We start from the raw sequence: 21,552 nt of genomic DNA, 5'->3' as shown, positions 1-21,552 counted from the left end.
GAGCGTGGCTTGCCCGCGAAGGCCGCGCCTCGGTCTATCGGGTAGGCGCCAACTCAAAAAACGCCCGAATCAAACGCAAATCCCGCCGCCGTTCCATGCACCCGATCATGTGCCGGTTAACCAACCCTTCACCCTGAATCGGCACCGCCACCACCCGCGGGTCGTGGCTGACCTCCACCGACGACACCACGCCAACCCCCAACTCGGCCGCAACGGCCTCGGTCACCGCCTCGCGGCTGTCCAGTTCTAACAGCACCCGAGGATTGACCGACGCCATCGCGCAAGCCTCATCGAATGTCCGTCGGGTAATCGAGCTCGGCTCGCGCAACACCATGATCACCTGATCCAGCTCCTTGAGCTTCACGCCCTTGGACGCCTTGGCCCAGGGATGACTGTCAGGCACCAGCGCGCAAATCCGTGATTCGCTCAACGCTTGCAGATGCAGGCCTTTGCGCGGCTCGACTTCAGTCAACACCGCCACGTCGGCGTGCTCGGACAACAACGCCGACAAGGTTTCCTGAGCATTGCCCAAGCGCAGGTTCACAGTAATCCCCGGATAGCGCGCACGCAGACTGGCCAGCATCGGCATCACCATGTGCGGCCCGTCCGCTGCGACCTCCAGACGCCCGGTCAGCAACTGCCGATTCGCCTCCAGCAGCACTTGCGCTTCTTCGGCCAGGCCGAACATCGCCCGAGTGATCGCCGCCAGTTTGGTGCCCTCTTCCGTCAGCTCCACGCGTCGCGCAGTGCGGCGCAACAAGGTGATCTGGTAATGCTCTTCCAGAGCCTTGATGTGCCCGGTGACCGCCGGTTGGCTGATGAACAGCCGCTCGGCCGCGCGGGTGAAGCTGCCTTCGCGGGCCACGGCGTCGAACGCTCGAAGCTGGAACAGGTTCATGGATAACTCTCACTGATGGCTGGCATAACAACAAACAATTTGATTGATAGCACCCGAAATTGCAATTTATGTCCCGTAGCTTCATCCCACAGAGAGCTTTTGCGAGGACACAAGAATGAGCACTGCCGAGCCAATCCTGCTCACCCCCGGCCCACTGACCACATCGGCCCGCACCCGTCAGGCGATGATGGTCGACTGGGGTTCATGGGATGATCGCTTCAATCAACTGACCGCCAGCCTGTGCGAACAATTGCTGGCAATCATCAACGGCGGCAACAGCCACCACTGCGTGCCCCTGCAAGGCAGCGGCACCTTTGCCGTCGAGGCGGCAATCGGCACCCTGGTACCCCGCGACGGCAAAGTGCTGGTGCTGATCAACGGCGCCTACGGCAAACGCCTGGCAAAAATCTGCGAAGTACTTGGTCGCCCGTTCAGCACCTTCGAAACCGCCGAAGACGAACCGACCACCGCCGCCGACGTCGACCGTCTGCTGCACGCCGACGCCAGCATCACCCACGTCGCGCTGATTCACTGCGAAACCAGCACCGGCATCCTCAACCCGCTGCCGGAAATCGCCCACGTCATCGCGCAACACGGCAAACGCCTGATCATCGATGCCATGAGCTCCTTCGGCGCCTTGCCGGTCGACGCACAACAGGTGCCCTTCGACGCGATGATCGCCGCCTCGGGCAAATGCCTGGAAGGCGTGCCGGGCATGGGTTTTGTCTTCGCCCGCAAAGACGCGCTGGCCAACGCGGCCGGCAACTCTCACTCCCTGGCGATGGATTTGTACGACCAGCACACCTACATGGCCAAGACCGGCCAATGGCGCTTCACACCGCCGACCCACGTGGTCGCCGCGCTGCACGAAGCCCTGCTGCAATACAACGAAGAAGGCGGTTTGCCGGCGCGGCATCAGCGCTACGCCAACAATTGCCAGGTGCTGCTCGATGACATGGCCAAACTCGGCTTGCGCAGCTTCCTGCCCGCTGAGATCCAGGCGCCGATCATCGTCACGTTCCACGCGCCGAAAGACCCGCGCTACCAGTTCAAGGAATTCTACGAACGCGTCAAGGCCAAGGGTTTCATCCTCTACCCCGGCAAATTGACCCAGGTCGAAACCTTCCGCGTCGGCTGCATCGGACACGTCAACCAGGCCGAGATGCACGCGGCCGTGGCGGCGGTCGCCGAAGTGCTGCGCGAGATGGAAGTCCTCGAAATCTGAACCACACCGCATTTCCCCTGTGGGAGCGGGCTTGCTCGCGAAAGAGGCCTGACATTCAACATTGATGTCGACTGACACACCGCCTTCGCGAGCAAGCCCGCTCCCACAAAGAACCGACTAGCCAGCCATTACAGGAATCTGATCACCATGAACTACGCAAACCCAACCAAACTCCAGGCCGCCATCCTCGACTGGGCCGGCACCGTGGTCGACTTCGGCTCTTTCGCGCCGACGCAGATTTTTGTCGAAGCCTTCGCCGAGTTCGACGTCCAGGTCTCCATCGAAGAAGCCCGCGGGCCGATGGGCATGGGCAAGTGGGACCACATCCGCACCCTGTGCGATCAGCCGGAAGTCGCCGAGCGCTATCGTGCCGTGTTCGGCCGCACGCCGACCGACGATGACGTCACCGCCATCTACAAACGTTTCATGCCGCTGCAGATCGAGAAAATCGCAGAGCACTCGGCGCTGATTCCGGGTGCACTCGATACCATCGCCAACCTGCGTCAGCAAGGGATCAAGATCGGTTCCTGCTCCGGCTACCCGAAACAGGTCATGGACAAGGTGGTCGAACTGGCCGCCACCAACGGTTACGTGGCCGATCACGTGGTCGCCACCGATGAAGTGCCGAACGGCCGCCCATGGCCTGCTCAGGCACTGGCCAACGTGATTGCGCTGGGCATCGACGACGTCGCGGCTTGCGTGAAGATCGATGACACCGTGCCAGGCATTCTCGAAGGCCGTCGCGCCGGCATGTGGACCGTGGCGCTGATCTGCTCGGGTAACGCGCTGGGTCTGGATTACGAAGGCTTCCGCGCCTTGGGCAGCGACCAACTCGAGAGTGAACGCAAACGCATCCACGCCATGTTCGAAGGTTCGCGGCCGCACTACATGATCGACACCATCACCGACTTGCCGCAAGTGATCGTCGACATCAACAAGCGTCTGGCCAAGGGTGAGATGCCGCAAAGCAGCTGATAACGTTTCTTGCTCCACAAAAAAGCGCCAGCTCCGTTTCGGAACTGGCGCTTTTTTTATGCGAAGACTTGAGCCAGAGCATTGAACGCTGCAATTGCCACAGGCAAATCCATCAAAGGGGATTACAGTTAAAGAACATCGTCGAACAAGAACGGTGCGCTTTAGACCACCCTGTGAGGAACACCGTATGCCGTGGAAGAACTCCGACTCACGCTACAGCACCGTGTCGATCACGCTGCATTGGTTGATGCTGGTTCTGCTGGCGCTGGTTTACGCCTGTATCGAGCTTCGCGGGTTCTTCCCCAAAGGCAGCGGTGGCCGGACGCTGATCACCGAATCGCACTTCATGCTCGGTTTGACGGTGTTCGTATTGGTTTGGCTGCGGCTGTTCGCCCGCAGCCTGGGCCCCGCGCCTCAAATCTTCCCGGCCTCGCCCCGGTGGCAGACGGTGCTCGCCAGGTTGATGCACTGGGCGTTGTACATATTCATGATCGCGATGCCGATCCTCGGTTGGCTGGTGACCAGTGCCAAGGGGCATCAGGTGATGTTTTACGGCTTTGATTTGCCGTTGCTGATCTCGGAGGACAAAGTACTGGCCAAGCAAATCGAGGGCTGGCATGAGCTCGGTGGCACCATTGGTTACTGGCTGATCGGCCTGCACGCGGCGGCGGGGATTTATCACCATTATGTGGTGCGCGATAACACGCTGCTGCGGATGATGCCCAAGCGCGGGTGAGCGGTAACCAACCTTGTGGCGAGGGAGCTTGCTCCCTCGCCACAAAAGCATTCGGTGTCTTTTACAGTGTTGAACTGAACCCCCGACGGCCCTGCAAACCGCCAGTGTGGATGAAGATCAGGCGCGTGCCCTTTTCAAATTTTCCAGCCTCGACGTGCTGCTTGAGCATCAGCAACGCCTTGCCGGTGTACAGCGGTTCAAACGAAATACCCGTGACCTGCTCGGTCTGGTCGATGAAGTCGAGTAACAACGGATCGACTTTGGCAAAGCCGCCACGGCTGGCATCGAACAGCTCATAAGCCGGTTCCTGCAAACCGGCCTCTCGGACAATTGATTCAACCTGCTGTGCCACACCATGATCGTCGGGCACGGCGAGCGCGCCATACACCGGATGTTCGCCCGCCTCGGCCAGCGCCAGGCCGGCCAGGGTCGTGCCAGTTCCGCAGGCCAGCCACCAACCGTCGTAATCGCTCCAGCCCAAATTGCCCAGTTGCTCAAGGACCATCGCCTTCAACTGCATGCAGCCACGCGCCCCACGCAGACCACCGCCACCTTCAGGCACCGGGTGCAGGTCGGGATATTGCGCCTGCCATGGCAGCCAGAAATCCGCCTCGTGCCGCGCGCGATAGCCGCCATAACCCAGCCAGTGCAACTGCATGCCGAACGCCTGCAAGTCCTTCACCGTCGGCGTTTCCTGCGGATGACCGCGCAGCAGGCCGACCGTTTTGAAACCGAAGCGTTTGCCGGCGGCGGCCAGTGCATGCAGATGATTTGAATGCGCACCGCCGAGGCTGATGATGCCTTGGGCGCCGATCTGGTCAGCGGCTTTGAGATGCTCGATGAGCTTGAACCACTTGTTGCCGCTGATCAGCGGGTCGATCTGGTCGAGGCGCAGGATGGCGACTTCGATGTTGGCTGTGGTGAGCCAGTCGAGGTGCAGGGGTTGGAGTGGGGCTTGGGGGAGCCAGTCGTTTGAGGGGAGAAACATTGATGCCGGCTCTGTTTGAAGAACCGGCATCTTAGCAGCCAATGTGTGGCGAGGGAGCTTGCTCCCGCTCGGCTGCGCAGCGGCCGCAAACCGGCGACAGTGATGAACCTGACACACCACGATCGCTGATAGAGGGAGTCCTTCGGACTCCAACGGGGGCAAGCTCCCTCGCCACAGGGATTGAGTTGATTACAACTCAGCAGCCAGACGCGAACCCTGGTTGATCGCGCGCTTGGCATCCAGCTCCGCCGCCACGTCCGCGCCACCAATCAAATGCACGTTCTGCCCCGCTGCGACCAAGCCATCCTGCAATTCACGCAGAGGGTCCTGCCCGGCGCAGATCACGATGTTGTCCACCGGCAGCACCTGCGGCTCACCGGTTTCACCGATGCGGATGTGCAGGCCTTCATCGTCGATCTTCAGGTATTCGACGCTGTTGAGCATCTGCACCTGCTTGTTTTTCAGACCGGTCCGGTGAATCCAGCCAGTGGTCTTGCCCAGGCCGTCACCGACCTTGGATTTCTTGCGTTGCAGCAGGAACACCTCACGCGCCGGTGCATGCGGTTCAGCCTTGATGCCGGCAACACCGCCGCGCGCTTCCAGATGCGTGTCGATGCCCCACTCTTTCCAGAACGCCTCGCGGTCCTGACTGGTGGCCACGCCTTGGTGAACGAGGAATTCCGATACGTCGAAACCGATACCGCCTGCGCCAATCACCGCGACGCGCTTGCCCACCGGTTTACGCTCCAGGATCACGTCGAGGTAGCTCAGCACCTTGGCGTTCTCAACGCCGGGAATCGCCGGGGTTCTTGGGGCAATGCCGGTGGCCAGGATGATTTCGTCATAACCGCCCTCCACCAGTTTCGCCACATCGACACGGGTGTTCAGGCACACCTCGACATTGGTGGTCTGCAACTTGCGGTTGAAATAGCGCAGGGTTTCGAAAAACTCTTCCTTGCCCGGTACACGCTTGGCAATGTTGAACTGGCCGCCAATCTCACTGGCCGAATCGAACAGCGTCACCGAGTGCCCACGCTCCGCCGCCACTGTGGCAGCGGACAGGCCCGCAGGACCGGCTCCGACCACGGCGATTTTCTTGATCTGCTGCACCGGCAGGTAGTTGAGTTCGGTTTCATGGCAAGCGCGTGGGTTCACCAGGCAGCTGGTCAACTTGCCGCCGAAGGTGTGGTCCAGGCACGCCTGGTTGCAACCGATGCAGGTGTTGATTTCATCGCCACGGCCAGCGGCCGCCTTGTTGACGAAGTCCGGGTCGGCGAGGAACGGCCGCGCCATGGACACCATGTCGGCGTCGCCCTCGGCCAGAATCTGCTCGGCCACTTCCGGGGTGTTGATGCGGTTAGTGGTGATCAGCGGAATGCTCACCGAACCGCGCAGCTTGGCCGTGACCTTGCTGAACGCCGCACGCGGCACCTTGGTGGCGATGGTCGGAATCCGCGCTTCGTGCCAGCCGATGCCGGTATTGATGATGGTCGCACCGGCCTGCTCGATGGCTTTGGCCAGAGTCACGATCTCTTCCCAGCTGCTGCCGCCTTCCACCAGATCGAGCATCGACAAGCGGAAGATAATGATGAAGTTCGGGCCGACCGCTTCACGTACCCGACGGACGATTTCCACCGGCAGGCGCATACGGTTTTCGTAGCTGCCGCCCCAACGGTCGGTGCGGTGGTTGGTGTGGGCGGCGAGGAACTGGTTAATGAAATAACCTTCCGAACCCATGATCTCGACGCCGTCGTACTCGGCTTTTTGCGCCAGGGTCGAGCAAGTGACGAAATCGCTGATCTGCTTCTCGATGCCTTCCTCGTCCAGCTCTTTTGGCTTGAACGGGTTGATCGGCGCCTGAATGGCACTCGGCGCGACCTGTTTCGGGCTGTAGGCATAACGGCCGGCGTGGAGGATCTGCATGCAGATCTTGCCGCCCGCCTCGTGCACCGCACGGGTCACGATCTGGTGCTTGAGCGCTTCTTCTTCGGTGGTCAGTTTGGCCGCGCCGGAATACACCCCGCCCTCATCGTTCGGGCCAATGCCGCCGGTGACCATCAAGCCCACACCGCCGCGAGCACGCTCGGCGAAGTACGCCGCCATGCGTTCGAAACCGCCGGGTTTCTCTTCCAGACCGGTGTGCATCGAACCCATCAGGGTGCGGTTGCGCAGCGTGGTGAAACCCAGGTCCAGCGGGGCCAACAGGTGCGGGTAATGAGCGGCGGGCATTTGTAACTCCACATCGAGCGATCACGGAAAATATGCAGGAGCTCTTCGGCCCCCGTCAGTCATGTTGGACAGACTAAGAGTCGCGCCCTTGTCACTCAATGACCGAAACTGACAACTTATTGATCCAAATGTGCAGCGCCCCTTGGCAAGCGCCGGCATGCGCCCTACCCTAGTCGCGAACCCTGCACACGGCTGTCGACTGTTTCCCCATGCGCAAACTTCTGTACCTGACTTTCTCCATGGCATTGATTGCCGCCCTGACGACCTACGCCATGTGGGCTGCGGACCGTCCGGCGGGTCATTACCTGTCGGACCTGCGTATCCACCTCGCGGTCGATCAAGGCACGCCCGCGGATCGCGGCAATCTACTGGGCATCCAGCCCGAGCTGTTCCCCACCGACTATCAAAGCCCCGAACGCCTGCACCGTAAGCTCGCCGCCTATTTGCAGCAGGCTCAGGACCAAGGCCTGCTCAATGAAAAGACCATCGTCGTGCTGCCCGAACACATCGGCACCTGGCTGATGGTCAGTGGCGAGAAAGATGAGCTGTACCAGGCGACCACCCTCAAGGAAGCGATGAACTGGCTGGCGGTGAGCAATCCCGTGCAGTTCGTCCGTGCGCTGATCAGCGCCAAGGGCGAAAGCCGTCTCGACGACGCTCACTTGCGGATGAAGGCCAAAGGCATGGCCAAGGACTATCAGGCACTGTTCGGCGGGCTGGCGAAGGCGTTCAACGTGACCCTGGTGGCCGGCACGATTGTGTTGCCCGAGCCGAGCATCATCGACGGCACGCTGAAGGTCGGCCACGGTGCGTTGTATAACAGCAGCGTGGTGTTCGGCCGCGACGGGCTGCCACTAGGCCAGCCGCAACGCCAGATGCATCCGGTCTTCGCTGAAAAAGACGTTATCGAAGCCAATGGCGAGCACACGCTCAACGTCGTCGACACCCCGGCAGGACGCCTGGGCGTACTGATCGGCAGCGACAGCTGGTACCCGGACAACTACCGCAAACTCGACGCCCAGGGCGCCCATCTGGTGGCGGTTCCTGCGTATGTCGTCGGCCGCGACACCTGGGACAAACCGTGGCGGGGTTACAAGGGGCTGTCGACGCCAGGCTCCGTCAGCCTCAAGGCCGGTGAACTCAGTGAAGGCCAGGCCTGGCATCGCCTGACACTGACCGGCCAACCGCCCAGCAGCCAGGCCATTGCCGGCATGAGCGTGTTCCTGCGCGGTCAGTTCTGGGACAAGGGTAGCGCCGGGCAAAGTTTCCTCAGCAACAACGGGCAACAATTCGCCGACGGCAATGCCCGTGGCGCGCGTTTGCTGAACCTCTGGTTGTAAACCATGAAACCGCTGCCGATGCGCCTTGGGGATCTGTCGGTGGGCTTTGTTCATAGCCTGGCCGACGCCGTGCGCAGCCACGGTGTGGACCCGCAACCGTTGCTTGAGCAATACGGCCTCGATGCCGCGCGTTTGGCCGAGGCAGGCGCCCGGCTGTCGATCCCGCGCTACATGCGCCTGGGCCACGGTGCCATTCAGTTGACCGACGACCCGGCGCTGGGTTTGCGCATGGGCCAGCTCAGTCGTCTGAGTCAGGCCGGTCTGGCCGGGGTCACCGCCGCCCAGGCACCGACGGTTCGAGAAGCGGCGCGGTGCCTGATTCGCTTCGAAGCCTTGTATGGCTCCAACTATCGTGGCCAATCGAGCTTTCATGAAGACGCTCAGGGCGCGTGGCTGCGGTTCTATTCCATCAGCCCCTACAACGCCTACAACCGCTTCGTGGTGGATTCGATCATCGCCGGCTGGCTGCACCAATTGTCCAGCGTGAGCCCTGCCCCGCTACGCGCCGAGCGTATCGAGATCGAGTTTGCCGAACCGGATTATCGTGAGGCGTATGCCGCGCTGGGCGATTGCCCGATTCAGTTCGGCGCCGAACAGAATCAACTGCGCCTGAGCCTGGCCAGCCTCGCCCAACGCAACCCGGAGCACTGCCCGAGTACCTGGCGACACTTGCTGCAACTCTGTGAACGGGAACTGGAGCAACTGACACGCACCCGCAGCCTGCGTGAACGGATCACTCAGTTGCTGGGGCCGTTGCTCAATGGTGGCCGGGAACCCGACCTGGAAGAAGTGGCGGCACGCCTGAAGCTGCCGACCTGGACTTTGCGTCGCAAACTCGCCGAAGAAGGCACGCAATTTCGCGCGATTCTCAACGACACGCGGCGCGACCTGGCCATGACCTACATTCGCGACACGGAACTGGCGTTCGGTGAAATCGCCTACCTGCTGGGTTTCGCCTCAGCCGAAGCGTTCCAACGGGCCTTTAAACGCTGGAACGGCCAGACCCCCGGCGAGTTTCGCCGCAGTCATCGCCAATCCGCGTGATGCTTACAGCTCTGTGGCGTCTTCCGCTGGCTCCAATGGGTCCAGTTCAAACGCCTGATACTCGAGCAGCTCTTCTTGATAATCGTCCATTGTGAAATCCCCCTGCCGCTCGTTTAAAAAATGCCTGAATAAATGACCAACGCCTTGAGCATAAAGTGCCCACGTGAAAGAAAAATGACGCGGGCGCACCGCTCAGCGGCTACTTATAAAACGTAGCAGGCGGTCAGGAATTTATCACAGGATTTTTTCGATAGAGGCTGTAGGACTGCAGCCCGGGTTGACGCGGATCAATCAAAAAGCCATTTCGGGAACGGTGTCATCTGACACGGTCCCGAAATGTAGATCGATTACTGACTAGCGCCAGGCATGGCCGAAATAGGCTCGCTCGGTGGCGGCAGGCTGGATTGCGGCGGTGGCGTAACGGTTTCCGAGGACGGCGCCGGTTCCGGGTTTTCAACCGGGGTGATCGGCGCTGTTTCAGGCGGCGGTGCGACGGGTTCCGAGGCAGTAGGTGCTGGAGCTGGAGCTGGTTCAGCCGCAGGCGCTGGCGCGGGTTCCGCCGCAGGAGCCGGCGTTGGGGCCAAAGGCGCCGGAGCAGCCTTGGCCTCAGGCATGCCCAGGTCGGTCTTGGGTTTCTCGGGGATGTGCGCAGCCTTCTTTGCTTCCGGCGGCAGGAACAACTCGACCAGCGCAAAGAATCGCTCGTAGAACTTGGCCGACGAGACGGTTTCGCTGGCGACCTTGACCATCGAATCGTCGGATGAGCCGATCGGCATCGATACCGAACCCAACACGCCTACACCTACACTGGCGGAGTTATTGGTTTTCTTCAGCGCATAGCGGTCCTGCAGGGCGTTGGCGAACATGGTCGCATGATGCCCTTCGCTGCCGTCATCGGCACAGACCACACTGAAGCTGATCTCCATGTGGGTCTCGCCGGTCTGCTGGAAGCTTTTGTGCCCGCTGACCAGTTTCGGGTCGGCGCTGGTGATGATGTAGCCCTGGCTGAGCAACGCCCGACGGGCGGCTTCGCAGGTTTGCGCATCCGTCACCGGGTAATTGCGCGAAAACGTCCCGGAGTCATCGAAGTTCTCATGCTCATAGATGGGGGCTTTCTTTGACGAGCAGCCGGCAGCAGTGGCCAGCATCAGCGCCAGCCCGGCAACACGCATGGGAATTGATTTAAACATTGAACATCCTGAGGAAAACGATCCGGGGCGTATTGTGCAACAGATCGATGCTTAGCGGAGCATCGATTAGTGTCTTAAAACGTTTACAAATCTACTGACGGTCATTTACAGGAAAAAGTCGGGCGGTACATACGCAGCCGACGGATCGCCAATATGCTTTTGCTTCTTCCATAAAAAACCCCGGCCTTTCGGCCGGGGTCTTTGTGTAGCGGACAACTCAATCAAGCATCAGAAACGCTTGATCTCGGCCTCGCTTTCCAGCTGCTTGCGGTAAGCCGCAAAGTCCTGCTGGCCAATGCGCGAGGCGAGGAAGCGACGGTACTGAGCCTTCTCTTCTTCGGTCGGCGCGGCGGCTTCGTTCACGCCGTTCAGGCGCACGATCACCAGGCTACCATCGGCCAGGGTCACGCTGCTGAAGGTCGGCTTGTCCTTGGCGACAGGTTTAGGCATGCGGAACAGTGCTTGCAGCACGGTTGGGTCAATCCCTTCCTGAGCGCGAGTCGCTGCTGCGGTGACTTTCCAGCTCTGGCCGTCAATCGCCTTGTCCAGTGGCGTCTTGCCGTCGCGCAGGCTGGCGATCAGCTCATCAGCCTTGGTCTTGGCGGCAGCACTGGCGTGCTCCTTGGCCAATTGCGCACGAATGCTGGCATTGACGCTTTCAAGCGGCAGTTGCGCAGGCTTCAGGTGCTCCTTGGCGCGCAGCACGATCACGGTTTCCGGGTCCAGTTCGATGGCGGTGCTGTTGGCACCTTCATCCAGCACTTCAGGGCTGAACGCAGCGGTGACCACGGCACGGTTGGCCGTAACACCTTCGCCACCCTCGCGGCCGAACGGCTTGGAGGTATGAACGGTCAGCTTGAGGTCTTGCGCCGGCTGGGCCAGATCGGAAGATTCAAAAGAGGAGTCTTCCAGTTGCTTGGTCGCCTCGACGAAGCGCTGCTCGACCTGCTGGGTTTTCAGCTCGCGGGTCAGCTTGTCTTTCAGGCTGGCCAGCGTCGGCACTTCAGGTGCTTCAACGCCCAACAGTTTGATCAGGTGGAAACCGAAGTCAGTGCGAACCGGTGCCGACACCTGATCCTTGGCCAACGCATACAGCGCGGTTTCGAATGCTGGATCGTAAACGCCAGGGCCTGCGTAGCCCAGATCACCGCCGTTGTTCGCCGAACCCGGATCCTGGGAGAACTCCTTGGCCAGGGCCTCGAATTTCTCGCCTTTGGCCAGGCGCGCCTGAACTTCTTCGATCTTGGCCTTGGCTTGCGCTTCGGTCACCTTGTCGTTCACTTCGATCAGAATGTGCGCAGCCCGGCGTTGCTCGGACAGGTTCGCGATTTCTTTCTGATACGCCGCTTGCAGGTCTTCGTCCTTGACGGCGACCTGATCAAAGAAGGAAGACTTCTTCAATTCCAGGTAGTCGATGACCACCTGATCCGGCGTCATGAATTCCTTGGCGTGTTCGTCGTAGTAAGCCTTGACCTCATCGTCGGTCAGCTTCACCGCTGCCGGGTCAACCTTGACGTTCAGGGAAGCGAAATCGCGGGTCTGTTTTTCCAGACGGGCGAACGCCAGAACCTGTGCGTCGGTGACGAAACCGCTACCCGCCAAACCAGCACGCAGCTGACCGATCAGCATTTCCTGAGCCAGCATCTGGCGAAATTGCATGCGGCTGTAGCCGAGCTGACGGATCACCTGGTCGAAACGATCGGGACTGAACTTGCCATCCACCTGAAACTCAGGCGTTTGCAGGATCACTTGGTCCAAAGCCGCTTCGGAGAAAGCGAATTTCGATTCTTCTGCGCCTTGCAGCAGCAGTTTGCGATCAATCAGGCCTTTGAGGGCCGATTCGCGCAGCATTTTTTCGTCGAGCAAGGAAGCGTCGAAATCCTTGCCCAGCTGTTGCATCAGCTGACGGCGTTGCATATCGACCGCCTGGCTCAGCTCGTTCTGGCTGATTTCTTCGCCATTGACCTTGGCCGCATCCTGGCTGTTGGTCGTAGCTTGGAAAATGGCCTCGATACCGGTGAAAGCCATCAGTACAACGATGATCCCGATAATGGTCTTGGCAATCCAGCCTTGTGAATTGTCCCTGATATTCTGCAGCATGCGTCCCCCAGAAACGGTTGAACTTCAAAATTAGGCAACCGTGGAGCGTGGGTAGAATCCGGATAGAAGAAAGGCGCATCCGAGGATGCGCCTTCTCGTAACTGGCGGAGCGGACCAAGGGTTCGAACTTGCGACCCTCGGTGTCTCGGACCGGCAAATTGCCGACTGGACTACCGCTCCGCTGCCAGGTCAGGCATGACCCCGACCCGGATAGGCAAAAACCTGAAGCGAACTTAGTTGACAGCTTCTTTCAGTGCTTTACCGGCTTTGAAACCTGGTTTTTTGGCTGCAGCGATTTCCAGCGTCTTACCGGTCTGTGGGTTACGACCAATGCGAGCTGGACGATCGGTAACGGAGAAGGTACCGAAACCAACCAGAACAACAGAGTCGCCAGCCTTGAGAGCGCCAGTGACGGATTCGATTACAGCGTCCAGCGCACGGCCAGCAGCAGCTTTCGGGATATCAGCGGATGCAGCGATAGCATCAATCAGTTCCGACTTGTTCACTCTAAGTCCCCTTATATCTATTTGAGTATGATTCTAAGTTTTTTGGTGAAAGCAAAAACGTGTGCTGAATGGCCTACAGACACTTAAGAGCCGCTTTATAACAAGGGCTCTAAAAAGCTGTCAACAAGCCACTCAGGCAAATGCGTACTAATGCGTGCTAATTCTTTCCTTAGAGTCAGACTCGCGTTTTTCATCCTTTGCAACTATCTCTGGAACCACATCAGGCAGCGGTTCCGGCGCGTATTGCAGCGCAATTTGCAGGACCTCGTCAATCCATTTAACCGGTTTAATCTGCAGATCTTGCTTGATATTGTCAGGAATTTCCTTCAGATCGCGTACGTTCTCTTCAGGAATGATCACGGTCTTGATTCCACCACGGTGAGCCGCCAGCAGTTTTTCCTTCAGACCGCCGATTGCCAACACTTGGCCACGAAGGGTGATTTCACCTGTCATGGCGACATCCGCACGCACCGGGATCCCGGTCAATGCCGACACCAGGGCCGTGCACATACCTACACCGGCGCTAGGGCCGTCTTTCGGAGTCGCCCCTTCCGGCATGTGGATGTGCGTGTCGCGCTTCTCGTGGAAGTCCAGGGGGATCCCCAGGCTCTTCGCGCGGCTGCGGACAACGGTCAGCGCGGCGGTGATCGACTCGACCATCACATCGCCCAGCGAACCGGTCTTGATCAACTGGCCTTTACCCGGCACGACAGCTGCTTCGATGGTCAGCAATTCGCCACCCACCTGAGTCCATGCCAGCCCGGTCACTTGACCTATCTGATCCTGCGATTCGGCCAGACCGTAGCGGAATTTGCGCACGCCCAGGAAGTGTTCCAGCATCTCGGCAGTGACCTTCACAGAGAAGCGTTTTTCCATTGCATGCTCTTTGACTGCCTTGCGGCAAACCTTGGCAATCTGGCGCTCCAGCCCACGTACACCGGCTTCGCGGGTGTAGTAGCGGATGATGTCGCGGATCGCTTCAGCGTCGAATTCCAGCTCGCCTTTCTTCAAGCCGTTGGCCGTAATCTGCTTTGGCGAAAGGTATTTGACGGCGATGTTGATCTTCTCGTCTTCGGTGTAGCCCGGCAGACGAATCACTTCCATCCGGTCGAGCAGCGCCGGCGGAATGTTCATGGAGTTGGAGGTGCAAAGGAACATCACATCGGACAGGTCGTAGTCGACCTCCAGATAGTGATCGTTGAAGTTGTGGTTCTGCTCAGGATCGAGCACTTCCAGCAACGCCGACGCCGGATCGCCACGCATGTCGCTGCCCATTTTGTCGATCTCATCGAGCAGGAACAGCGGGTTGCGGACGCCCACTTTTGTCATTTTTTGAATCAATCTTCCTGGCATCGAACCGATGTAAGTCCGGCGATGACCACGAATTTCCGCTTCGTCACGCACGCCACCAAGGGCCATACGGACGAATTTGCGGTTGGTGGCGTGAGCGATCGACTCCGCCAGAGAGGTTTTACCCACCCCCGGAGGACCGACCAGGCACAACACAGGACCGCGAATTTTCTTCACGCGCTTTTGCACGGCGAGGTATTCGAGGATCCGCTCTTTGACTTCTTCGAGACCATAGTGGTCTGCATCGAGAATGTCTTCTGCGCGAGCAAGGTCCAGGCGCACTTTGCTCTGGGCCTTCCACGGCACCTGAACAAGCCAGTCGATGTACGAACGCACCACGGTCGCTTCCGCGGACATTGGCGACATTTGTTTCAACTTGTTCAGTTCACCCTGGGCTTTGGCCAAGGCATCTTTCGGCAGGCCGGCGGCATCGATGCGCTTTTTCAGCTCTTCGATTTCGTTGTGGCCTTCGTCGCTGTCGCCGAGCTCTTTCTGAATGGCCTTCATCTGCTCATTCAGGTAGTACTCGCGCTGGCTGCGCTCCATTTGTTTCTTGACGCGACCGCGAATGCGTTTTTCGACTTGCAGCAGATCGATCTCGGCATCCAGCAACGCCAGGACGTGCTCGACCCGGGCCGACAAATCGATGATTTCGAGAATTTCCTGCTTCTGCTCGATCTTCAGGGCCATGTGCGCGGCCATGGTGTCGACCAGGCGACCTGGCTCGTCGATGCTATTGAGCGACGAGAGGACTTCAGCCGGGACTTTCTTGCCCAGCTGCACATATTGTTCGAACTGAGCCAGCAGGCTACGGACAAATACTTCCGACTCGCGCTCTGGCGCGTCGACTTCGTCGATCAGCGAGACTTCGGCACGGCAGTGGCCGTCCACTTCGCTGAAGCGCTCCACGGCGCCCCGCTGCTCGCCTTCGACCAAAACCTTGACCGTGCCGTCAGGCAGCTTGAGCAGCTGCAGAACGGTCGCAATTGTACCTACGCGATAAAGTGCATCTTCACCGGGATCGTCGTCAGCAGGGTTTCTCTGAGCCAGCAGAAGGATCTGCTTGTCGCCCGTCATCGCAGCCTCGAGGGCTTCGATGGATTTCTCGCGCCCCACGAACAGCGGGATAACCATGTGCGGATAAACCACAACATCACGCAATGGCAGGAGAGGCAATTCGATGGTTGTCTTCATGATTTCGCCTCTACGGCGGCCATAAGGCCGTAAACAGATGGAAGTAAGCTTGAAACCAAGATGGGGGCTGCTTTGAAAAAAAACAAGCGCAATGAGGGTGTTAAAAACTCTTTAAAAGAAAAGGGGCCCGAAGGCCCCTTCTTTATTCCAGCTGCCTGACGCTTAAGCGTCTGGCGCAGCCTTGGCAGCCGGCTCACTGTTTTCGTAGATATACAGTGGCTTGGACTTGCCTTCTATCACGCTTTCGTCGATCACTACTTTACTCACCTCGGACTGCGAGGGGATTTCATACATAGTGTCGAGCAATACACCTTCGAGAATCGAGCGCAGTCCACGGGCACCGGTCTTGCGTTCCAGGGCACGTTTGGCGACCGATTTCAGCGCGTCGGCCCGGAATTCCAGGTCCACACCTTCCATCTCGAACAGCTTGGCATACTGCTTGGTCAGAGCATTTTTCGGCTCGGTGAGAATCTGCATCAATGCAGCCTCATCAAGCTCGTCCAGCGTGGCAAGGACCGGCAGACGACCGACGAATTCCGGGATCAGACCGAACTTGACCAGATCGTCAGGCTCGACTTCACGCAGGGATTCACCGACTTTCTTGCCTTCTTCCTTGCTACGAACTTCCGCGTTGAAACCGATGCCGCCCTTGGTCGAACGGTTTTGAATAACCTTTTCCAGACCGGAGAACGCACCACCGCAGATGAACAGAATGTTACGGGTGTCGACCTGAAGGAATTCCTGCTGCGGATGCTTGCGACCACCTTGCGGCGGAACGGAAGCGACCGTGCCTTCGATCAACTTGAGCAGGGCCTGCTGCACGCCTTCACCGGAAACGTCCCGGGTGATCGACGGGTTGTCAGACTTGCGCGAGATCTTGTCGATCTCATCGATGTAGACAATGCCCATCTGGGCTTTTTCTACGTCGTAATCGCACTTCTGCAGCAGCTTCTGAATGATGTTCTCGACATCTTCACCCACGTAACCCGCCTCGGTGAGGGTGGTTGCGTCAGCGATGGTGAACGGAACGTTCAGCAAACGGGCCAGTGTTTCGGCAAGCAGGGTTTTACCCGAGCCTGTCGGGCCGATCAGCAAGATGTTGCTCTTGCCGAGCTCGACGTCGTCATTCTTTTTGTCACGCTGATTCAGACGCTTGTAGTGGTTGTACACCGCTACGGCCAGAACCTTTTTCGCACGCTCCTGACCAATCACGTACTGATCAAGGATGCCGCTGATTTCTTTAGGCGAAGGCAATTTATGCGCGCTGCTTTCGGCCTGGGCTTCCTGCACCTCCTCTCGGATGATGTCATTGCACAGGTCGACGCACTCGTCGCAGATAAAGACCGAGGGGCCGGCAATCAATTTGCGCACTTCATGCTGGCTTTTGCCACAGAAGGAGCAATAGAGCAGCTTGCCGTTGTCCTCGCCGTTGCGGGTGTCAGTCATTCGTTCGATCCAAATCCGATAGGCTTGCAACACAAGATGAAGGCTATTGCGGGCTTTTTCAAGCCCGCTAATGATCAGACCAGCCGACCAAGCCTATTTTGAGCTGCTTATTTTTAAGCTGGGCGCTGGGCGATCACTTCATCGATCAACCCGTACTCACGCGCAGCTTCTGCACTCATGAAGTTATCGCGGTTGGTGTCGCGCTCGATTTCTTCAAGAGTGTGGCCGCTGTGCTTGGCCATCAGCGTGTTGAGACGCTCACGAATGAAGAGAATTTCCTTGGCATGGATTTCGATATCCGACGCCTGCCCCTGGAAACCGCCCAGCGGCTGGTGAATCATCACGCGCGAATTCGGCAGGCAATAACGCTTGCCGGCAGCACCGGCGGTCAGCAGAAACGCGCCCATGCTGCACGCCTGGCCGATACAGGTGGTCGATACGTTGGGTTTGATGAACTGCATGGTGTCGTAGATCGACATGCCTGCTGTCACCGAACCGCCCGGGGAGTTGATATAGAGATGGATGTCCTTGTCCGGGTTTTCCGCTTCAAGGAACAGCAGTTGCGCACAGATCAGGTTGGCCATGTAGTCCTCTACCGGACCAACCAGAAAGATCACTCGTTCCTTGAGAAGGCGCGAGTAAATGTCATAGGCGCGCTCGCCACGAGCAGACTGCTCGACAACCATCGGGACCAGGCCGCCTGCGGCCTGGATATCAGAGTTCTGCTGAATATACGAATTACGGAACATGCTCTGCAGTCACTCCCAAATAGTTATGTCTTGAATACGCATAAGCCAGCACGAAGGCTGGCTTATGGTGTGTACTTCTTATCGCAAAAACGATCAGTCGGCTTGTGGAGCTTCTACCGGCTTGACTGCTTCTTCGTAAGAGACCGATTTGTCGGTCACGCTAGCTTTCTGCAGAACAGTATCCACAACTTGTTCTTCCAGCACAACCGAACGGACTTCGTTCAGTTGCTGGTCGTTCTTGTAGTACCAAGACACAACCTGCTCAGGCTCCTGGTAGGCCGAAGCCATTTCCTGAATCATTTCACGAACGCGGGCTTCGTCTGGCTTGAGGTCGAATTGCTTGACCACTTCCGCCACGATCAGACCCAGCACAACGCGGCGCTTGGCCTGTTCTTCGAACAGCTCGGCCGGCAGTTGATCAGGCTTGATGTTGCCGCCGAACTGCTGAACAGCCTGCACACGCAGACGGTCAACTTCGTTGGACAGCAGAGCCTTAGGCACTTCGATCGGGTTGGTGGCCAGCAGACCGTCCATTACCTGATTCTTGACCTTGGATTTGATCGCCTGACGCAGTTCGCGCTCCATGTTCTTGCGAACTTCGGTGCGGAAGCCTTCCAGACCGGTTTCCTTGATGCCGAATTGAGCGAAGAATTCTTCGTTCAGCTCTGGCAGTTTTGGCTCGGAAACAGTGTTCACAGTCACGGTGAACTCAGCGGTTTTGCCCGCCAGGTCGAGGTTCTGATAGTCCTCTGGGAAGGTCAGGTTCAGAACGCGCTCTTCGCCGGCTTTAGCGCCAACCAGACCGTCTTCGAAACCAGGGATCATGCGGCCAGAACCCAGCACCAGCTGAGTACCTTTGGCGGAACCGCCAGCGAACACTTCACCGTCAACCTTGCCAACGAAATCGATGTTCAACTGGTCTTCGTTCTGGGCAGCGCGATCGGCCACTTCGAAACGGGTGTTCTGCTTGCGCAGCACGTCAAGCATTTTGTCCAGATCAGCATCAGCCACGTCAGCGCTCAGGCGCTCTACGGTGATACCGTCGAAGCCAGCAACGGTGAACTCAGGGAACACTTCGAAAACTGCAACGTATTCCAGATCTTTGCCAGCTTCCATCGATTTAGGCTCGATCGAAGGAGCGCCAGCCGGGTTCAGCTTCTGCTCGACAACCGCTTCGTAGAACGAAGACTGGATCACATCGCCCACGGCTTCCTGGCGCGCATCGGCACCGAAACGGCGCTTGATTTCGCTCATTGGCACTTTGCCTGGACGGAAGCCAGCAATCTTGGCCTTTTGGGCAGTCTGCTGCAGACGCTTGTTGACCGCAGTCTCAATACGCTCTGCCGGCACGGTGATGCTCAGGCGGCGCTCGAGAGCAGTAGTATTTTCAACAGAAACTTGCATGGATATTCCTCGTTGCACAGACGTTAGCCGGCCGTTTCCGACCCCAGAATCAAGGGCATGCATTCTAGTGGGTCAAACTCAAGAAGTCACCCTACTGAAAACGGGTAAAAAAGCAGCAGGCAATTTATAGGCGAGGGACAAACGGTTGTGCCTCGCCCTGTTAGCAAATACAGCCAGTCACGCCAGGGCCCTGCACCCATCCTTCTATATATAGAAGAAGTTGCCAATCATCTCCCTGACAGCCGGTCTTGCGAGCAAGGCCGGCGGGCGGCGCGGCATCATCGAGAAACATAAATACGATGAAACACCCCACCCCTGCGACCCAGAACATGCAGCCGCTTGATACTCGAACCGCTAAAACAAAAAAGGCGCCAGACTGTTAAATCTGGCGCCTCTCGAAATATGGGGTGGACGAAGGGGATCGAACCCTCGACAACGGGAGTCACAATCCCGTGCTCTACCAACTGAGCTACGCCCACCATATTGCCTTGCAAAGAAGCCAAACAACTCCCTTGCTGCGCCCCAATCAAGCCAGCCGGCCTGAGTGAAGCTTATTTGGTGCGGATGAAGAGACTCGAACTCTTACACCTTGCGGCGCTGGAACCTAAATCCAGTGTGTCTACCAATTCCACCACATCCGCGTTTGAAGCTGTTAAAGCAAAGGCGCCAGACTGTTAATCTGGCGCCTTTCGAAATATGGGGTGGACGAAGGGGATCGAACCCTCGACAACGGGAGTCACAATCCCGTGCTCTACCAACTGAGCTACGCCCACCATATTGCGCTACTTGTGCCAAAGCTGCCTAATGGCGCACCCGGCAGGACTCGAACCTGCGACCATCCGCTTAGAAGGCGGATGCTCTATCCAGCTGAGCTACGGGCGCCTTATTAATCTGTACTCTTGGAGGACTACAAACTAAGAGCTTTCCAGCCTCGCAGAACCGTAATTCCGCTCGACCTTCTCATCCAGTGCTAGGCTGTGCCCGACAAGTGCGACGAATAGTATAGAGCGCCCCGAGGGTCGTCAAATCCTTTTTATAAAAAATTCATTTAATTAAAGGGCTTAGAGGAATTTGCAGACCAAGCGCCTTTGCCCTCACCGCATGACATGCGAGAATGCGTTCTCTTTTTTTCCCCTCTCGATGGTTAATCACGCGCAATGACTGCACAACTAATCGACGGCAAATCGATCGCCGCCAGCCTGCGCCAGCAGATCGCCAAACGGGTCAACGAGCGTCGCGAGCAAGGCCTGCGCACGCCGGGCCTCGCGGTGATCCTGGTCGGCAGCGATCCTGCCTCTCAGGTTTATGTCTCGCACAAGCGTAAAGACTGTGAAGAGGTCGGCTTCATTTCCCAAGCCTACGACCTGCCTTCCGAAACCACTCAAGAAGCACTGACCGATCTGATCGATCGCCTGAACGACGATCCGGCAATTGACGGCGTTCTGCTTCAGCTTCCTTTACCTGAACACCTGGATGCCTCCAAATTGCTGGAGCGCATTCGTCCGGATAAAGACGTCGACGGTTTCCACCCTTATAACGTCGGTCGCCTGGCACAGCGCATCCCGCTGCTACGTCCGTGCACCCCCAAAGGCATCATGACCCTGCTGGAAAGCACCGGTGCTTGCCTTTACGGGATGAATGCCGTGGTCGTCGGAGCGTCCAACATTGTTGGCCGTCCGATGGCGATGGAGTTGCTGCTGGCCGGCTGCACCGTGACCGTCACCCACCGATTCACCAAGGATCTGGCGGACCACGTCGGCCGTGCCGATCTGGTCGTCGTCGCCGCCGGCAAGCCGGGCTTGGTCAAAGGTGAGTGGATCAAGGAAGGCGCGATCGTGATCGACGTCGGCATCAATCGCCAGGAAGACGGCAAACTGGTCGGTGACGTGATCTACGAAACCGCCCTGCCTCGCGCCGGCTGGATCACTCCGGTACCGGGTGGAGTGGGCCCGATGACGCGCGCCTGCCTGCTGGAAAACACGTTGTACGCTGCGGAAACACTGCACAGCTGAGTGCCCGTTTTGGCATAAGCGACGAATAAAAGAACCCCGCCAATGGCGGGGTTCTTTTTGCCTGAAGTAAAAGATCGACCATCCGCCGGAAAATGACTTTTTTTTCATGTTCCCAAGGACTTTTACGTCCTGCTTGAACAACCATCGACAGTTATTCAGCCATACT

General features: G+C 58.3%; 16 protein-coding genes and 4 tRNA genes. 6 read left to right on the top strand and 14 right to left on the bottom strand.

Going from position 1 to position 21,552, the window contains the following annotated elements:
* Nucleotides 1-34: 34 nt before the first annotated feature.
* Nucleotides 35-898, bottom strand: a complete 864-nt coding sequence (locus DJ564_RS11840) for a LysR substrate-binding domain-containing protein (protein WP_109629294.1) — start codon at nt 896-898, stop codon at nt 35-37.
* A gap of 115 nt (nt 899-1,013) precedes the next feature.
* On the opposite strand from DJ564_RS11840, the gene DJ564_RS11835 reads away from it, so the two are divergent.
* The 3 genes from DJ564_RS11835 to DJ564_RS11820 all read left to right on the top strand — a co-directional run bounded on the left by DJ564_RS11835 (nt 1,014) and on the right by DJ564_RS11820 (nt 3,834).
* Nucleotides 1,014-2,123 (top strand): 2-aminoethylphosphonate--pyruvate transaminase, encoded by a 1,110-nt coding sequence (locus DJ564_RS11835; protein WP_109629292.1) that lies wholly within the window; start codon nt 1,014-1,016, stop codon nt 2,121-2,123.
* A 147-nt stretch (nt 2,124-2,270) separates the two neighbouring features.
* Nucleotides 2,271-3,098 (top strand): phosphonoacetaldehyde hydrolase, encoded by an 828-nt coding sequence (gene phnX / locus DJ564_RS11825; RefSeq protein ID WP_109629290.1) that lies wholly within the window; start codon nt 2,271-2,273, stop codon nt 3,096-3,098.
* A 187-nt stretch (nt 3,099-3,285) separates the two neighbouring features.
* Nucleotides 3,286-3,834: a cytochrome b gene (locus DJ564_RS11820; RefSeq protein WP_109629289.1), complete on the top strand. Its 549-nt coding sequence runs from the start codon at nt 3,286-3,288 to the stop codon at nt 3,832-3,834.
* Between the two features lie 61 nt (nt 3,835-3,895).
* Here DJ564_RS11820 and DJ564_RS11815 read toward each other — a convergent pair whose 3' ends face one another.
* Together DJ564_RS11815 and DJ564_RS11810 are read right to left on the bottom strand one after the other, a co-directional pair.
* Nucleotides 3,896-4,822, bottom strand: a complete 927-nt coding sequence (locus DJ564_RS11815) for a 1-aminocyclopropane-1-carboxylate deaminase/D-cysteine desulfhydrase (RefSeq protein WP_109629287.1) — start codon at nt 4,820-4,822, stop codon at nt 3,896-3,898.
* Nucleotides 4,823-5,011: 189 nt separating this feature from the next.
* The gene (locus DJ564_RS11810; RefSeq protein ID WP_109629285.1) at nt 5,012-7,051 is read right to left on the bottom strand and encodes an FAD-dependent oxidoreductase; all 2,040 of its coding nucleotides are present in this window, start codon (nt 7,049-7,051) and stop codon (nt 5,012-5,014) included.
* A gap of 209 nt (nt 7,052-7,260) precedes the next feature.
* Here DJ564_RS11810 and DJ564_RS11805 point away from each other — a divergent pair, with 209 nt between their 5' ends.
* Both DJ564_RS11805 and DJ564_RS11800 read left to right on the top strand, forming a co-directional pair.
* Nucleotides 7,261-8,391, top strand: coding sequence for a carbon-nitrogen hydrolase family protein (locus tag DJ564_RS11805; protein ID WP_109629283.1), 1,131 nt, complete (start codon nt 7,261-7,263; stop codon nt 8,389-8,391).
* 3 nt (nt 8,392-8,394) lie between these two features.
* Nucleotides 8,395-9,435, top strand: coding sequence for an AraC family transcriptional regulator (locus DJ564_RS11800; RefSeq protein WP_109629281.1), 1,041 nt, complete (start codon nt 8,395-8,397; stop codon nt 9,433-9,435).
* A gap of 347 nt (nt 9,436-9,782) precedes the next feature.
* Here DJ564_RS11800 and DJ564_RS11795 read toward each other — a convergent pair whose 3' ends face one another.
* From DJ564_RS11795 to DJ564_RS11745, 11 genes are all read right to left on the bottom strand, one after another.
* Nucleotides 9,783-10,625 (bottom strand): DUF2242 domain-containing protein, encoded by an 843-nt coding sequence (locus DJ564_RS11795; protein ID WP_109629279.1) that lies wholly within the window; start codon nt 10,623-10,625, stop codon nt 9,783-9,785.
* Nucleotides 10,626-10,853: 228 nt separating this feature from the next.
* Nucleotides 10,854-12,725: a SurA N-terminal domain-containing protein gene (locus DJ564_RS11790; RefSeq protein ID WP_109629277.1), complete on the bottom strand. Its 1,872-nt coding sequence runs from the start codon at nt 12,723-12,725 to the stop codon at nt 10,854-10,856.
* Nucleotides 12,726-12,958: 233 nt separating this feature from the next.
* Complete coding sequence (locus DJ564_RS11785; protein ID WP_002552737.1) at nt 12,959-13,231, bottom strand: HU family DNA-binding protein; 273 nt, start codon at nt 13,229-13,231, stop codon at nt 12,959-12,961.
* A 147-nt stretch (nt 13,232-13,378) separates the two neighbouring features.
* On the bottom strand, nt 13,379-15,775 hold the full coding sequence (lon, locus tag DJ564_RS11780; RefSeq protein WP_007946894.1) for an endopeptidase La: 2,397 nt from the start codon (nt 15,773-15,775) through the stop codon (nt 13,379-13,381).
* A 162-nt stretch (nt 15,776-15,937) separates the two neighbouring features.
* The gene (clpX, locus tag DJ564_RS11775; RefSeq protein ID WP_007946893.1) at nt 15,938-17,221 is read right to left on the bottom strand and encodes an ATP-dependent Clp protease ATP-binding subunit ClpX; all 1,284 of its coding nucleotides are present in this window, start codon (nt 17,219-17,221) and stop codon (nt 15,938-15,940) included.
* 113 nt (nt 17,222-17,334) lie between these two features.
* Nucleotides 17,335-17,970, bottom strand: coding sequence for an ATP-dependent Clp endopeptidase proteolytic subunit ClpP (gene clpP, locus DJ564_RS11770; RefSeq protein WP_095167796.1), 636 nt, complete (start codon nt 17,968-17,970; stop codon nt 17,335-17,337).
* Nucleotides 17,971-18,063: 93 nt separating this feature from the next.
* The gene (gene tig, locus DJ564_RS11765; protein ID WP_109629275.1) at nt 18,064-19,374 is read right to left on the bottom strand and encodes a trigger factor; all 1,311 of its coding nucleotides are present in this window, start codon (nt 19,372-19,374) and stop codon (nt 18,064-18,066) included.
* A gap of 403 nt (nt 19,375-19,777) precedes the next feature.
* Nucleotides 19,778-19,853: transfer RNA gene (locus DJ564_RS11760), tRNA-His, on the bottom strand.
* A 77-nt stretch (nt 19,854-19,930) separates the two neighbouring features.
* Nucleotides 19,931-20,015: transfer RNA gene (locus DJ564_RS11755), tRNA-Leu, on the bottom strand.
* A 56-nt stretch (nt 20,016-20,071) separates the two neighbouring features.
* Nucleotides 20,072-20,147: transfer RNA gene (locus DJ564_RS11750), tRNA-His, on the bottom strand.
* Nucleotides 20,148-20,179: 32 nt separating this feature from the next.
* Nucleotides 20,180-20,256: transfer RNA gene (locus DJ564_RS11745), tRNA-Arg, on the bottom strand.
* A gap of 275 nt (nt 20,257-20,531) precedes the next feature.
* On the opposite strand from DJ564_RS11745, the gene folD reads away from it, so the two are divergent.
* A complete protein-coding gene (gene folD / locus DJ564_RS11740; protein WP_109629273.1) occupies nt 20,532-21,386 on the top strand; it encodes a bifunctional methylenetetrahydrofolate dehydrogenase/methenyltetrahydrofolate cyclohydrolase FolD in 855 nt (284 codons plus the stop codon).
* Nucleotides 21,387-21,552: the final 166 nt, after the last annotated feature.

Source organism: Pseudomonas sp. 31-12, assembly GCF_003151075.1.
GTDB lineage: Bacteria > Pseudomonadota > Gammaproteobacteria > Pseudomonadales > Pseudomonadaceae > Aquipseudomonas.
Note: the sequence above shows the minus strand (reverse complement) of the source record. Positions and strands in the feature narration are given on the sequence as shown.